General features: G+C 37.5%; 12 protein-coding genes. 1 reads left to right on the top strand and 11 read right to left on the bottom strand.

The features are described 5' to 3' along the window. Positions 1–2: 2 nt before the first annotated feature. The gene (locus tag RMO03_RS01045) at positions 3–3,233 is read left to right on the top strand and encodes a gliding motility-associated C-terminal domain-containing protein (protein WP_309640219.1); all 3,231 of its coding nucleotides are present in this window, start codon (positions 3–5) and stop codon (positions 3,231–3,233) included. A 7-nt stretch (positions 3,234–3,240) separates the two neighbouring features. On the opposite strand, the gene RMO03_RS01040 is transcribed toward RMO03_RS01045, so the two are convergent. From RMO03_RS01040 to gcvP, 11 genes are all read right to left on the bottom strand, one after another. Then, entirely contained in the window at positions 3,241–4,002 is a 762-nt protein-coding gene (locus RMO03_RS01040) for an ATP-binding cassette domain-containing protein (RefSeq protein WP_309640218.1), read from the bottom strand. Further along, a complete protein-coding gene (locus RMO03_RS01035; protein WP_309640217.1) occupies positions 3,999–4,748 on the bottom strand; it encodes an ABC transporter permease in 750 nt (249 codons plus the stop codon). The genes RMO03_RS01040 and RMO03_RS01035 overlap by 4 nt, the downstream gene beginning before the upstream one ends. Positions 4,749–5,080: 332 nt before the next feature. Beyond that, positions 5,081–5,932 carry a glycosyltransferase family 2 protein gene (locus tag RMO03_RS01030; protein ID WP_309640216.1) on the bottom strand — a complete coding sequence of 284 codons (852 nt, stop codon included), beginning with the start codon at positions 5,930–5,932 and terminating at the stop codon, positions 5,081–5,083. A 109-nt stretch (positions 5,933–6,041) separates the two neighbouring features. After that, positions 6,042–6,677: a WG repeat-containing protein gene (locus RMO03_RS01025; protein WP_309640215.1), complete on the bottom strand. Its 636-nt coding sequence runs from the start codon at positions 6,675–6,677 to the stop codon at positions 6,042–6,044. Positions 6,678–6,835: 158 nt separating this feature from the next. Beyond that, positions 6,836–7,357, bottom strand: a complete 522-nt coding sequence (locus RMO03_RS01020; protein ID WP_309640214.1) for a methyltransferase domain-containing protein — start codon at positions 7,355–7,357, stop codon at positions 6,836–6,838. A gap of 134 nt (positions 7,358–7,491) precedes the next feature. Then, the gene (locus RMO03_RS01015; RefSeq protein ID WP_309640213.1) at positions 7,492–8,127 is read right to left on the bottom strand and encodes a WG repeat-containing protein; all 636 of its coding nucleotides are present in this window, start codon (positions 8,125–8,127) and stop codon (positions 7,492–7,494) included. Positions 8,128–8,556: 429 nt separating this feature from the next. Further along, positions 8,557–9,615, bottom strand: a complete 1,059-nt coding sequence (locus RMO03_RS01010) for a ketoacyl-ACP synthase III (protein WP_309640212.1) — start codon at positions 9,613–9,615, stop codon at positions 8,557–8,559. 119 nt (positions 9,616–9,734) lie between these two features. Then, a complete protein-coding gene (locus RMO03_RS01005) occupies positions 9,735–10,118 on the bottom strand; it encodes a group III truncated hemoglobin (RefSeq protein WP_309640211.1) in 384 nt (127 codons plus the stop codon). A 41-nt stretch (positions 10,119–10,159) separates the two neighbouring features. After that, a complete protein-coding gene (locus RMO03_RS01000; RefSeq protein ID WP_309640210.1) occupies positions 10,160–11,689 on the bottom strand; it encodes a DUF6770 family protein in 1,530 nt (509 codons plus the stop codon). A 36-nt stretch (positions 11,690–11,725) separates the two neighbouring features. Beyond that, a complete protein-coding gene (locus RMO03_RS00995) occupies positions 11,726–13,081 on the bottom strand; it encodes a M48 family metallopeptidase (protein ID WP_309640209.1) in 1,356 nt (451 codons plus the stop codon). A 9-nt stretch (positions 13,082–13,090) separates the two neighbouring features. Then, positions 13,091–15,934 (bottom strand): aminomethyl-transferring glycine dehydrogenase, encoded by a 2,844-nt coding sequence (gene gcvP / locus RMO03_RS00990; RefSeq protein ID WP_309640208.1) that lies wholly within the window; start codon positions 15,932–15,934, stop codon positions 13,091–13,093. Between the last annotated feature and the right edge of the window lie 271 nt (positions 15,935–16,205).

The following is a 16,205-nucleotide window of genomic DNA, read 5'->3' as shown; positions in this document are numbered from 1 at the left end:
TTATGGAAGCAATAAAATTAAAATGGCGCTTACTGTTGCTGGTTTGTATTTTTAATACAATGCTTTCGTATGCACAATTGTCTGATTTTGTTTTGCAAGTTGCACCGATTACGGAAAGTTGCACGGCCAATGGTAGGCTAAATTTTGAGGTTGCTAACACAACTTCGGGAGCAACAATTTTATATACGATTTATAAATTACCCAACACTACTGTACCCATAGCCGTATTGGGTGGCAATACATTAACCGGATTAGTGTCTGGAAATTATAGGGTTGTTGCCACGCAATCTTTGGGTGAACTCAGCAATAGCCAGCAACAAGATGTTTTCATTTCAGATACGATTATAGATCTCAACTATACCTTAGCAGGAGATCCTGAGATTTGCGGTAATGATGGGCAAATTCGAGTGACGATTACGCATAGTATTGCGGTTTCGTATGAGATTTTTTCGGGCCCGGTAATTCGGCCTTTACAAACTTCAAACATCTTTAATAATTTACCAGCCGGAGCATACAACGTGAGGGTTTTTGATGCTTGTGGTGAAGGTTTGGCAAGGACTTTTACAGTGCCCCAAGCACCACCAGGATTGTCTGTTCTCAATGGAACTGTATCCGTCGATGGATGCAATAATTTGCACGTTTCTAATTCTCTTTCAAATACATCGGGTCATATCATTGCTTTTCCGATTACCATCCAAACAACTGTAATGTCATCAACAGGCGCTCCTTTGGTTTTTACATCAACTTACAATTCGGGAAGCGGCGTAGTTGTGCTTTTTTCATTTACAGTTCCAAATAACTATAATAGCTATAATGTTGCTGTTACAGACGGATGCGGTAATCACTATTCTAGAAACGGAATTCTTATTCAAGCTGCTGCAATGCAGGTAGCATTGTCAACACCCGTAGTCATTTGCGATGCAAAAAAACTCCAGATTGGCATGCTCAATGGAACTGCTCCTTTTACCATTAGTTTTTTAAGTGCTCCTGCGGGTTTCAATCCATTGACATTTAATTCGAATCATCCGGGCCCATTTTCGGGTATAGCAACTTATTATAATGCTTCGGTACCATTACCACAGGGAACCTACACTGTTCAAGTGACTGATGCTTGTGGAAGAATAGGAACCAACACGGTTCAACTGACATCATCTCCTCCGGGTAATGTTAATGCTATTATACATCCCGGATGTGAAGGCAATAGAGGTTCGCTACAGATTAGTGGCAGCCATACCCTTGTGAGTGGGACGCTGATTTCAGCCCCAGCAGGGTATCCTTTTCCGTTACCGCAGGATTTGAGTAGTTACTTTTACGGAAGTTCCATCTCTATGGGGTCATTGATGGCGGGAACATATGTTTTCAGCACTCTCGATAGTTGCGATGAAGTGAAACTCACTACAGCTATAGTGACCGGTCTTACAAGTGATCCGGCAACAGCAACAATAACGGAAAACTGCGACTCCTTTAACATTGCATTCAGGCAACAAACCAATGCACGAAATGTTAGTTATTATATGCAGAAGTTTTACGCTACTACGAACCAATGGGGACATCCCATAACGGGATTTATAGGAGCTACCAATCAATTTAATCAATTGACTGCTTATGTACTTAATCGTTTTGGAACTAACAGTAATATACAGTCAAGTGGACTCTTCAGGGTCATCCGCGTCATTACTGTTGTTGGAAATGCAGCACAAGTGGTTTTGCCTTGCATTGATGAAGTTTATAGCTTTCAATTTACTGTTGGCCCCAGAATCACAAACGTCTATTCCTTTGCCTGCGAAAATAGCCTATACGACGCCATTGTTATTGCTGAAGGTTATGCGCCATTAAAATATAGAATCACCACTAAAAACGGACAACCTTTTTTCATCAACAACAATTTCTCGAATATCTTTTTAGGATTGGAACCCACAGTTTATAATTTTCAAATAGAAGATGCTTGCGGTAATATATTAAATAGTTTGTTCGATATTTCCAATCCGAGTCTTTTCCCAATTCAAGCAACCCCTTTTTGTGAAGGTCAAAGTGGCTCATTGTCGGTTCCGGCTTTTACTTTTTTAAATTATGAATGGCGAAAAGGTGATGACCCTACGATTATCAGCACATTGAGTACTTTAAATTTTCCGTCATTTCAAGTACCGACAGATAACGGAATTTACCATGTTCGTGTTTTCTATACAGGCAACCCAAATTCGTGCGTCGATTTTGTAGTTGATTATCAAATTAACATCAGTTCATCGAATCCGCAAGCAGGAAATGGACAGACTGTTCAATATTGCGGAGCACAAGGAATCATCGATTTATTTTCATTACTCACAGGAAATTATGACAGCAATGGCACTTGGCAAGAAATTACCAATAGCGGTTTTTTAACCAATAATTTATGGAATTCTACCACGATTGATTCGGGAAATTTCCAATTTAAATATACCGTAAATGGTTCGTGTAGTACTTCCGACACATCGATTTCAACGATTACCATTAAAGAAAAACCGGAAACTCCAATCGCTTTTCTGGAACAAGCGGTTTGTGATTCGAGGGCATTAAATTTGCAAGCCACAACCATTCCTTTTGGAAATTACCTTTGGTCAGGCCCCAATGGATTTACTTCTTCAGAGCAAAATCCAACAATAGAAAACATAACAACATTGCAAGCAGGAATCTATGCTGTAAAAGCGCTTACCAACGATTGTGAATCTGCGGAATCCAATGTTGAGGTAGTGGTCAATTCGGTACCTGAATTTACGCTAGAAAGTGGCTGTGTCAACAATCGATATACAATAACCGCCACACCAATAAACAATTCTTTCGATGCATTATCAGCCAATTATTCTTGGACCGGACCTGATGGTTATACGAGTTTGCAAAACCCAATTCAAATCACCGGTTTGCCTTCCGGAGTTTATGAAGTTACCATTGCCAATAGTGCAGGATGCTCGACATTGCAATCGATACAGATTCCGGGAACGCAATGTGAAATACCTAACGTAATTACTCCGAATGATGATTTTGTGAATGATATATTTGATTTGACCGGTTTGCTAGTAGATAAGTTGGAAGTATATAATCGATGGGGAAGATTGGTGTATCAACAAAATGATTATACGGATCAATGGCACGGACAAAACAATAAAAATCAACCCTTGCCGGATTCGACTTACTTTTATATTGCTTTTTTACAATCAGGAGAAAATAAACAAGGATGGGTATTTGTGACAGGTCAATAAAATTTGATTACCCTTTCAAATAAGCTTCACGAACCTTTTTAAACAAATTCGAAGAATACACAAAATCAATCACCGCTTGATTGTCGGTCTTAAAAATTTCTTCTTTAGTGCCTTGCCATGCTTTGAGGCCGTTTTTCAAGAAGACGATGTTCTCGCCGATTTCCATCACCGAATTCATATCATGCGAATTGATTACCGTTGTAATATTATATTCTTCGGTAATTTCTTTAATCAAATTATCAATCAAAATCGCTGTGTTCGGATCTAAACCCGAATTCGGTTCATCGCAAAACAGATACTTTGGATTGTTAACTATAGCGCGGGCAATCGCCACACGTTTCTGCATACCACCCGAAATTTCAGAAGGTAATTTTAGATTCGCATCAATAAGATTCACACGTTTAAGCACAAAATCAACACGATCCTGAATCTCAGATTTCGAATTGCTAGTAAACATCTTCAAAGGGAAACCCACATTTTCTTCCACCGTCATCGAATCGAAAAGCGCACTGCCTTGAAATACCATTCCGATTTCGGTACGCAATTCCCTTTTTTCATCGGCAGTTAAATCAGAATAAATCCTGCCATCAAAAGAAATAGTGCCCACTTCGGGCGTGTGAATGCCAAGCAAACTTTTAAGCAAAACCGTTTTCCCGGAACCACTTTGACCGATAATCAGATTGGTTTTTCCGGTTTCAAAAACAGTCGAAACGCCTTTCAAAACTTTAGTGCCACCAAATGATTTTTCAACATTTTTTACTTCTATCATGTGGTCAAAAGCAATTGGGTTAGTATATAATTCATCGTGATGATCATCACGGAAGTCCAAACAAATGAAACGGTGCTGGCTTTCCCAACTTCTAACGCGCCGCCTTTCATATAATAACCATGAAACGAAGGAATGGTCGCAAGAAGCAAAGCAAAAACAAAAGTTTTGATGAAAGCATAAGCAATGTGAAACGGGATAAACTCTTTTTGCAATCCGCCAATAAATTCAGCACTCGAACCGAATCCGCCATACACAGCGGCTATCCAACCGCCGAGAATGCCTAAAAACATACTGATTCCAATCACGAAAGGGTAGAGTTGTAGCGCGATTAATTTAGGAAAAACCAAATAATTTAACGAATTCACACCCATAACTTCCAACGCATCAATTTGCTCGGTAACACGCATGGTTCCTATACTCGATGTGATAAACGAACCCATTTTTCCCGCCATAATAATCGAAATAAACGTCGGAGCAAATTCCAAAATCACCGATTGACGTGTCGCAAAACCAATGAGGTATTTCGGGATCAACGGATTGGTCAGGTTTAATGCCGTTTGAATCGCTACAACGCCGCCAACAAAAAACGAAATAAATGCCACAATGCCGAGCGAACCAATGATCAAATCATCGATTTCTTTAAAGATAAGACTTCGCATCACCGACCATTTGGTAGGTTTGTTGAAAATCTCTTTCCACATCAAAAAGTACTTCCCAATTTGCGACAAATAACGAACGAGCATCATAGTTTTGAAATATGCGCTAAAATAAGAAAAGTTATTGGTTGTCGGGTGTTGGTTGTCAGTTTTTTTAGGAGCTTTTTGTGCGTGACCACAAGGGTCGGGCTATGCGTTCTTATCTTTTGCGCTGAACGACAGCACAAAAGGATAACCACTGCTATCCCTCACGCAAATCTGGTTTCACGATGACTTTTATCTATAATTCAAAATCCAAAAAAACACCTGAAGTCCACTTATAAAACCGAATGTCCACCGGACATTCTCCTCTTAATATCAAATTCTTAATCTCACCCGAGGCACAGCCGAACCGAGCGAAGCTAAATCTCACGCAGAATGTCTTAACGGAAAATCTTTCTTTTCATTTTCGACAAACGATATTGGCGAATAAATTTTGCTTGTTCTTCAGTAACCAAAAGTGGTTTGTTAGCGGACTTCGCTTTGCAGAACCCTCGAATATAATCCAGAAACAACAACGGTTTTTTCTTCATCATTGCCAATTTTGCTGAGGCTATTGCAGTAATCCAAAAGCCATAACCCAAACTGTAAAAAGCTTCACCTTGTTTGAATCGTGCAGTTTTGTTGTAATTGGCTCCGGTTGGTTTGAGGTGTTTTACTTTCAAAGTAGCATCGGTCACCACTTTCCAACCATAGAATTTGGCAAGCAATTCATCAACGGTATCCCAACCCATGGCAGGTTTGAGTCCACCGATTTGTTCGAAACAGGCTTTGCGATACGCTTTAAATGCGCCTCGAATATGATCTTTATCGGTTAGATTTTCGAGAATCCAATCGCCGTTTTTTTCGATATAAGCAAATCCGCCAACCATTCCGATGTTCGCATCTGATTTGAAATGCGCCGCGATAGTTTCAAAATAATTCGATGGCAAAATTAAATCCGCATCCAATTTCACAATAAAATCATAATCGTCATCCAAAGTTTCCAACCCTTTTTGAAAAGCACGAATGACTTTACTTCCGGGTTGGTGTTCCGAATTTGAATGATTGTTTACTAAAGCTAGATTAGGATTATTTTCTACAAACGAATGCACAATCATTTCCGTATCATCGGTTGAATTATCGTTAACCACAACCACTTTTTTAGGTAACAATGATTGCTTTTCAATTGATTGTAAGGTCAATGTAATATGATTTTCTTCGTTGTGTGCGGGAATAATTAGATAATAATGCATTGGATGTTTTGGCTTTATTGAGCAAAGATAAAATTATATATTTAAGCCATAAAAAAAGAGGAATTCCTGATTAGAAATTCCTCTTTTATATTAGGGAGTTTGTGTTTTATTAATTCGTATCAGCTACAGTTGCTTTTTTCTTAACAAAAGCTTCAATATTATCGTAAACTACAGGAATTACTTCTTTACCGGTTTTGTCGATAAATCCTAATTTGTCTCTACGATCTTTGACCAATGACCAGTTTTTTCGAACATTATCGAACTTATCAATCTGAACATATTTCACAGGTACAATGATGTTTCCTTCTTTGTCAAGGAATCCTTTTAAACCTTCAGCTTCTACAAGCATCCAGTCTTTGGCATATTCACCAAAACCACCGATTTTATCATAGATTGGCGGAACAATTTCTTTTCCTAAATCATCAATAAAACCGTATTTTCCTTCTTTTTGAACCAAAGCCCAACCTTCATTTAAGGTGCTGTAATTGTTGATTACTTCATATTTTGGTTCCACAATAATTTTTCCTTTTTTATCGATAAAACCGTAAAGGTTATTCAGTCCGACTTTCGACCAATTCATGTGAACCTTGTCAAAGTCATCCACCGAGTTATATTTCGCGGGAATAATTTCAACTCCGTTTTCGTTGATTACTCCAAATTTATCATCAGAGCTTACGATAAATAATTTTTGTCCAAAAGAGACCGTGCATAAAGCCAATGCTGCGTAGGTGTAGATTGCTTTCATAAAATTGAATTTTTGTTTATTAATTATGTTTGTTATTACAGAGCAATGATACTATGTTTTAACGATTAAAAGCAAATAAAATCGATGAAATGCATAAATTTTAATAAAACAAAAATAAAAATCTTACAAATAAATTAAATCAAGATAGCGTTAAATAACTATTTTCTTTCCGCATACACAATATAATACCGATTGGTAAACAACCGCAACAAAGGCCGAATTCCGATTTTTTTTACAGGATTTGTCCATTGTTGTCTATCAATAATTTTCCAACCAGTTTTTTCCAAAAGCCAATCCAATTGCCAATCTTCAAATTCGTGATAATGCCTGTCCCAAGCATCCGTTTTACTGCGATAGGCCGGTGAAAACCACAACCGCAACGGAATCGAAATAAACAGCTTTTCCGATTGAATTTCTTTTAAAATAGTATAAGGATTCAACAAATGCTCGAAAATTTCAAAAGCAGTCACCACGTTAGCAGCTTGCTTTTTGAAAACAGACTGATCTTGATCTAAATCTTCTCCGCTTGTATTGGTAACCTTAAATCCTTCAGCCAACATAATTTTTGAAAACGGATTTTCTACACCCAAATCCAAAATACTTTCTTGGGTATCAATATGTTTTTTAAGAAACGCTAAGGTCAATTGGAATCTTTTGTTGGGGAAAGTGTTCTCGTACATCTTATAATTTGGATTGATTTAATGATTGCAAATATATAAAGAATGTAGGCTTAAATGCAGCGATAGATAATGCCAGAAACAAAAAGAAGGGACTTCAATAAGAAATCCCTTTTGTTTTATATTTGATGTTGTATTTATTCTACATTAGCAATCACCGTTTGTTTTTTAACGAATGCTTCAATATTGTCATACACCACCGGAATCACTTCTTTTCCAGTTTTATCAATAAATCCTAGTTTGTCTTTACTGTCTTTAACCAGTGACCAGTTTTTTCTAATATTATCAAATTTATCAACTTGCGTATATTTGATAGGAACAATTACATTACCATCTTTGTCAACAAATCCTTTTAAACCATTGACTTCAACGAGCATCCAGTCTTTCACATAGTCACCAAAAGCGCCTACTTTATCATAAACTGGAGGAACAATTTCTTTTCCGGAATTATCAATAAATCCGTATTTGCCATCTTTTTTAACCAATGCCCAACCTTCGTGAAAAGTATTGTAAGCGTTGATTTCTTGGTATTTTGGTTCTACTATAATTTTACCGGTTTTGTCTACGAATCCGTAAAGATTGTCCAGGCCAACTTTCGACCAATTGGGATGAATCATATCAAATTCATCAACCGAAGTATATTTTGCCGGGATGATTTCTACTCCATTTTCATTAACTACTCCAAATTTGTTATCAGAGTTTACGATGAATAGTTGTTGTGCGAATGAAAAAGAACATAATGCAAGTGCTGCGTAAGTGTAGATTACTTTCATAAATTGAGATTTAGGGATTAATTTATTTTGTTTTGTTTTTAACTACATTGCAATAGTATGAAGAAACGTCGATTAAAAACAAATAAAATCGACGAAGTGCTTAAAATTTAATAAAAAAGATGTAATTATCTTACATTTAATTATTTTAGAGTAGTGTAAATTTTAACAAAAATAAATAGCCGTAATCAACAGCAATATAAAATTCTAGATTGATCTTAGCATGCACAGTCGATGGGTTAGGAGCTGTTTCCGGCTATCATTCCAATCTTTTTTCTAAACCTTCCAGATTTAGAAAAAAGGATTTTCCCTTCTATCCGGGCTAGGGCCACTGTTTTCAAAATGACATAGGCCCCGAAGCATCAGGATGCGTCTAAAAAAAGAAGACACACACTAACTTCAGAACAATACAAAAAACAAGAAGAAGTTGATTTAATATCGATAAACAAAGGCATTCACATTCATCCCTGCACCAACCGAAGCAAAAATGATAACATCGCCTTGATGAAGTTCTTGATTTTCAATTTGATTTGAAACCAATAAATCAAATAAAGTAGGAATTGTTGCAACACTGCTATTACCCAAAAGCGTAATGCTCATAGGCATAATTCTATCGGGCATTTCACGATCATAAAGTTTGTAGAATCGATTCACAATCGCCTCATCCATTTTTTCGTTGGCTTGGTGAATCAGCACTTTCTTAATATTGTCAATGGTAATACCGCTTTTGTCAAGACAGCTTTTCATCGCTAGTGGCACTTGACTCAAAGCAAATTCATAAATTTTTCTGCCATGCATTTTGATGTAACGCACATCGGGATCCAAATCTTTATTGAACGAATTTCCAAAGTATAAATAATTCGCTTCATCATAAGCAAAAGTGGCACTTTCATACGCAAGCAAACCATCGCCATCTTCACAAGCTTCCAATATTGATGCGCCGGCACCATCAGAATAAATCATGCTGTCGCGGTCATGAGCATCAACCACTCGCGATAAAGTTTCTGCACCAATCACCAAACAACGTTTTGCCATGCCGGATTTAATGAATGCATTGGCTTGCAAGACACCTTCAATCCAACCAGGGCAACCAAAAAGCACATCGTAGGCAACACATTTCGGGTTTTTGATGCGCAATTTAAATTTCACACGGGTCGCCAAACTAGGCACGGTATCCGATTGAATCGCATTGGGTTTTACATCGCCAAAATTGTGGGCGAAAATAATATAGTCTAAAGTTTCAGGATCAATATTGGCGTTCTTAATCGCTTTTTCAGCAGCAAAAAAGGCCATGTCAGAGGAAGTTAGATGAGGTTCTGCATAACGTCGTTCCTCGATTCCGGTAATACTTTTGAATTTACTGATAACAACTTCATTAGAATAAGCGAATGGAGTACCGTCATCGTTGAGGAATACATGGTTTTCAAAATCAGTATTTTTTACCTTTATCTCCGGAATATAACTGCCGGAACCTGTAATCTTGATATTCATATTATTACTATTTCATTACGAAATTATTAATAAAAACTTCGAAAGTCTCAAAAATGTTACTTAATTCAAATTAATTGTGAAATTATAAAATATTTAAGATATAATTATTGATGTCGTAATTATTTACTTTTTTCTTGAGCGATTTTAATTTGCATAATCGTCGCAATACTAAGCGCATTGGTTTTTATTTTCTCAGCATTTGTTCCAGTAAAATTTTCATTAACTGTAGCATTGAAATGACTTAACCAAATCTGAAACAATTCAGGAGATAAATATTCTTTCTGGTTGATGTCGAGATGAATCTGCGTCAGGTTTCGCGTATAACCGCCCGTGCCCAAAATGGCCTGCGACCAAAACGTAACCAATATCGGCAAATGGACCTCGATTTTTATTCTGACTACTTCCGTGAATATATAACTGATGTTATTATCGGCCAAAAGCTTTTTGTAGAATTCATCAACCAAAAAGAATAAATCACCTTGATTTTCAATATCATGCATCATAAATAGGTGCCTTAAAAATCATTTGATTATAAAAATAAAACTTATTTAATGTTAAGTTTTTCCATGTGCAAATCGATTGTTTTTGCTTTCTTGTCATATTCCAATAATAGCACATTACCCACTTTTGCAGGCATCACACGGAAGGATTTACCAACATTTTTCAAATATATCTTATCTTCTGTAAGCTTCCCTTCATCATATATAATGGTTTTGAAAGCGTTTTTGTTTGATTCTCCTTTCAATCTTTCATAGTCGATAAAGCAAGCATAGAAACGATCATTTGCTTTGTCGATTTGCGTATATTCATAATCAAAAGCGCCAAAAGCACTCAAGTAATGCGCATTCATCTGCGGGCTGCCATAATCGTTCGCACACTCCACTCTCGATTTTCCTTTTTCGAATTCCTGGATATTGACAAGTTTAAAATCTGAATTGAATTTGAAAACAACAGAATTTGTAATCGTAAGCTGTGAAAGCGACGATGTCGAATTTCCTCTATTCAATATAGCACTGGCTACACCCATAGCACTGACCGTTTTCTTATAATATTCGCCGATCGCATAATAATCATTAGAAGCCGTTCTTACAATGTTGTGGAAATAAACATAGCCTTTGTCTTCAAGAAAACCATTTTGAGTCTTCACGATTTTAGAAACATCATCTTTCCATGAGATAAAACTTTCCTTGATTGTTTTTCCGCTCATGTCAACGACTTCGGTAAACATTCCCAAACTTTTATCTTTCATGATGTTGTCGCCTTCATCAAAGTATTCGCCCATCAAAACGACATTGTTGTCGCTGTCAAGAAACGCATTGTTGATGATTCTCGGTTTTCCTTTTTTGCTGTATTCTCTTTCGTACAAAAGTTTACCGGTGTTGATATCGATTACTTTAGTACGCAACGTCAATTTTCCTGACATCATGCCGGGTTTTGCCGATTCAATGGCTACGACAACTTTCTCATTCACTTCAATCGGGCTGATGCCAAGAATTTCTTTTGAATCATCCGGAGAATTAAATTCCCAGGCTTGGCCACCATCGGTCGGGTAGTATTTCAAAGAATAACCGATTTTTTTATTGTCTTCAAGTTTGTTGAACAGGAATCCTTTGTTGTCAACAGGGAACAAAGTGCTGAGCTGTCCCGATTTTTCGAACATCGCATAGTATCTTGCTTCTTTACTTTCTAATGGGATTTTTGTAGTCTTTGTCAGGTTCGCTTGCTTGTCATATGTCAACAGCGTGATTTGCTTATCGTCCCAATTTCCCATCGCGAACATCATTGCCTGGTTGTTGAACTTACTGTTCATCAATACGGTATGCTTATCGTCTATATATGATTTTTTGGCAACTTCAACAAGGTTCTTGTCGAGGATCTGAATGGCGAATTCAGCATTTCCTTTTTTGAGCTTATCAAGCACATAGTAAAAATAATAGCCGTCAACATCTTTGTTCTTGTCCATGATGGCTCCGGCATTTCTGATTTTAAACGTGTTTACGTCACCAATTTTATTGGTTTGAGAATAACCGTGTAAGGTGAGCAGCGTAATGCATAATAAAAGGGTTTTTTTCATTTTAGGATTGTTTTTATTTATAAATAGGTTGAACTTTTACGGTGTGTTTAATTTTTCAAAAAACGCCTGAAATGAAGAAAACTCAGGATCTTGCTGCATTTGTGCTTTATATTTTTCACAAAAAGCATATCCGATTTTCCGAACATTTTTGATTTCAATGTTGTTGAGGAATATCTTAATGTCATTCAAATACTTTTCGTCAGAGAATGGACTGATTTGCCCAACATATTTTCCAAAAGTATGGTTGCTTTTGATTTCGTACGTTTTGCGGAGCAACTTACAAATATTATTACAATAAGTCTTCTCGTCAATGAGGTTTTTATTAAAAAGAATCAGCGTTTGATAAAGCGCAAAATCGAGATTCGAATTGTCGATATACATCGTAATGCTGTTTTCGGCAGCAATTTTCTTGACTCTGTCTAATGCCGGCGAAGATTTGCTAATGGCTGTGGTATCCTGAATTATTTTTTTGAGCAGCTCAATTCGCAACGGAATATCAGGATGCGTTTTGATCGAATCTTTGTCCCAAGCATAATCATTCGCTTTTTCCTTGATGTCAAAAAGTGTTTCGTCTTTCATCAGCCAACTTTCCTTAAATGGATAATTCTCAAAATTGAAATGGCTTTTTATTTTAGAATCTTCGTTAAAAATAATGCTGTCAATGGTTTCAAGTTTTCTCAAAGAATTAATACTTCCCATAGCATTATAATGCGTTTTTCTGAGCATAATCAAGCCAAGTGAATCCGCTTGTGTTTCGTCTTTTCGACTTCGATCAAGGAAATTATAGCTTAAGGTTTTGGTTAAGTCGGCTATGGCTCTTCTTCTGCCGTATTCGGTTTTGTTGATCGCCTTGATTTTAGATTTTACTTCTTTTGAATTTAAAGTCGAAAGGCGATTGAGCAGGCTTTTATCGCTGTGGTCTAAAACAAAATGCGATATTTCGTGCGAAAGTACGGATGCGAATTCATCATCCGTATCTATGAAATTGAATAAACCTTGATTGATCACAAATATTCCATTACCATAAGAAGCGGCATTCGGAATTGGAGATTTGCTGATGAGAAAATAAAAATCGTGTGTGTCGATTTGAGGATTGCTCTTGTATATTTCGACAAGAACAGACTTCACATAATTGGAAATATTCTTATCAAAAATATAACTGCTGTCATTGATCGATTTGATGAAATCATCCTTTCTTTCCGACATCATTTTTTTGAATTCACTTCTTTTTTCAGCAACCGATTCGAGTTTGGTAATCTTCTTTTTGTAAATCGAATTAACGAAACTGATCACCGAATCTTTATTTTCGGGCACATACTTAAATGCATTGTTCTGTGAAATACAAAACAATGCATTGAATAAAATGTAAGTAAAGAGAAGTTTCTTGTGCATGAATAAGCTTTAGATGTAAGCCTCGATTGGTGCACAAGAACATATTAAATTCCTGTCGCCATAAGCATCATCCGCACGACGAACACTTGGCCAGAATTTGTTTTCTGCAATATAATCTAAAGGAAATGCAGCTTGCTCACGCGTGTATGGGAAATTCCATGCTTCGGCAGTCAGCATGGCTAATGTATGTGGTGAATTTTTCAAAACATTGTTCGGTTCATCCGCATCGGCAGCTTCAATTTCTTTTCTGATTGAAATCATGGCTTCACAAAAACGATCCAATTCTTCTAAGTTTTCACTTTCGGTTGGTTCAATCATTAATGTTCCTGCGACCGGAAACGAAACTGTCGGCGCATGGAAACCATAATCCATCAAACGTTTTGCAATATCAGTAACTTCAATGCCTTTTTGTTTGAACGGACGACATTCCAAAATCATTTCGTGAGCCGCGCGTCCCATTTCTCCGGTATATAAAGTATCGTAATGTCCGTTGAGTCTTTCCTTAATATAATTGGCATTCAATATCGCATATTTCGTAGCATCAGTCACGCCTTCAGCACCCAACATCGAAATATAACCATATGAAATCAAACAAACCAAAGCCGAACCCCAAGGTGCTGCAGAAATGGCTGTAATCGGTGTACTGCCGCCAGTCGGAATTACAGGGTTTGTTGGTAAAAATGGCACGAGTTGTTTCGCTACGCAAATTGGTCCAACGCCCGGTCCGCCACCGCCATGTGGAATTGCGAAGGTTTTATGCAAATTCAAATGGCAAACATCGGCACCAATCGTAGCCGGATTAGTCAATCCAACTTGAGCGTTCATGTTCGCGCCATCCATATACACTTGGCCGCCATTGTCATGAATCATTTTTGTCACTTCAATAATCGAAGCTTCATAAACACCATGCGTCGAAGGATAAGTCACCATCAAACACGATAAATTGTCTTTATGTAAAATCGCTTTTTCTCTTAAATCTTCAACATCGATGTTTCCGTTTTCTAAAGTTTTGGTAACAACGACTTGCATTCCTGCCATCGCAGCCGAAGCCGGATTCGTTCCGTGCGCAGAAGATGGAATCAAAGCAATATTTCTGTGGTGATCACCACGCGATTGATGATACGCACGAATCACCATCAAGCCTGCGTATTCGCCTTGCGCTCCAGAATTAGGTTGCAAAGTTGTTCCTGCAAAACCGGTAATGACATTAAGTTGTTGCTCTAATTTTTTAAGCATTTCCTGATAACCTTGCGCTTGATCCAGTGGTGCAAACGGGTGAATGTTATTCCACTGCGGATTGCTCAAAGGCAACATTTCAGCAGCAGCATTAAGTTTCATCGTACACGAACCCAACGAAATCATCGAATGGTTTAACGACAAATCTTTGCGCTCAAGCATTTTAATATAACGCATCAACCCAGATTCCGAATGATGGTAATTGAAAACTTCATACCCCAAAAAGGCAGATGTTCTTTCTAAATTTTGTGGGAAATGGATCGAACCCAACAAAGTATCAAAAGCCGTATAGGATTTTTCATGAGCCGAAGCAAAAACGAAAACGATATCATTTAAATCTTTAATGCTCGTCGTTTCATTCAAAGAAATTGAAACTGTTTGGTCGTCAATATAATTGAAGTTAATTTCATTTTGTTCCGCAATGGCACGTACTTTTTTAGCATCGGTTTTCACCACAATGGTATCGAAATAAGCAGTATTCGTTTGATACAATCCGATTTTTTCAAGTTCATTCGCCAAAGTTGCAGCCGAAGCGTGTACTTTTCTGGCGATATATTGCAAGCCTTTCGGACCATGATACACCGCATACATTCCGGCCATAACGGCTAATAAAACTTGCGCAGTACAAATGTTCGATGTCGCTTTATCTCTTTTGATATGCTGCTCTCTCGTCTGCAAAGCCATACGCAAAGCGCGATTGCCATTCGTATCTACAGTTACGCCAATAATTCTTCCGGGCATGCTTCTTTTGTATTCATCTTTCGTAGCAAAATAAGCCGCGTGCGGACCGCCATAACCCAACGGAATTCCGAAACGTTGTGTGGTTCCCACAACCACATCAGCGCCCATTTCACCCGGTGGCGTCAATTGCACCAAGCTTAAAATGTCGGCAGCAACAGCTACTTTAATTTCATTTGTTTTGGCTTTAGCGATGAATCCAGCGTAATCATAAACTTGTCCGTGTTTTCCAGGATATTGCAAAATGGCTCCGAAGAAATCCGAAGAAAAGTCGAAATTTTCGTGGTTTCCAATGACCAATTCCACACCGATTGGCGTAGAACGGGTTTGTAAAACCGATATGTTTTGTGGTAACAATTCTTCAGAAACGAAGAACTTATTAACGTTATTTTTCTTTTGATCGCGACTGCGTACATCAAACAACAAAGCCATAGCTTCAGCCGCTGCAGTACTTTCATCAAGCAACGAAGCATTGGCGATTTCCATTCCCGTAAGTTCAATAACTGTCGTTTGAAAATTCAAAATAGCTTCCAATCGGCCTTGAGCAATCTCTGCTTGATATGGTGTGTAAGCCGTATACCAACCCGGGTTTTCAAAAATATTTCTTTGAATCACCGCCGGAACAATCGCCTGATGATAACCCAAACCAATATAAGAACGGAACATTTTATTTTTGTTTCCGAGCTGTTGTATGTGGTTCGCGAATTCATATTCAGTCATCGCCGGATCTAAATTCAAAGGCGCTTTGAGACGAATGTCATTGGGTAAGGTTTCGTAAATGAGCTGCTCAATCGAATCGACTCCGATGGTTTTTAACATGTGAGGTATATCTGTTTCTCTTGGTCCGATGTGTCGTAAAGCAAATGAATCTGTTTTCATAAAGTATAGGTAGGTAATGTGTGTTTTTTTGAAGCACAAATTTATGGATTATTCTCAAAGTGGATGGGATTTTTAGCATTGTTTTATGAGAATTTTTGAACTAAAACGTCATCTTATTAACAGTTTGATTATTTTTGGAAATGCGAGCAATTCAAAAACTTTTTGATTTCTATATTCAATCATCGTTGCATGTGGGTTTGGCGGTTTTTAGCTTGGTTTATGTGACCTCTTTTTCCAATGATGTTTGCAAGCATATTACATATCCTTGTTG

It is taken from the genome of Flavobacterium sp., from assembly GCF_031411595.1.
Lineage (GTDB): Bacteria > Bacteroidota > Bacteroidia > Flavobacteriales > Flavobacteriaceae > Flavobacterium.
This window is presented reverse-complemented; position numbering and strand designations above follow the sequence as displayed.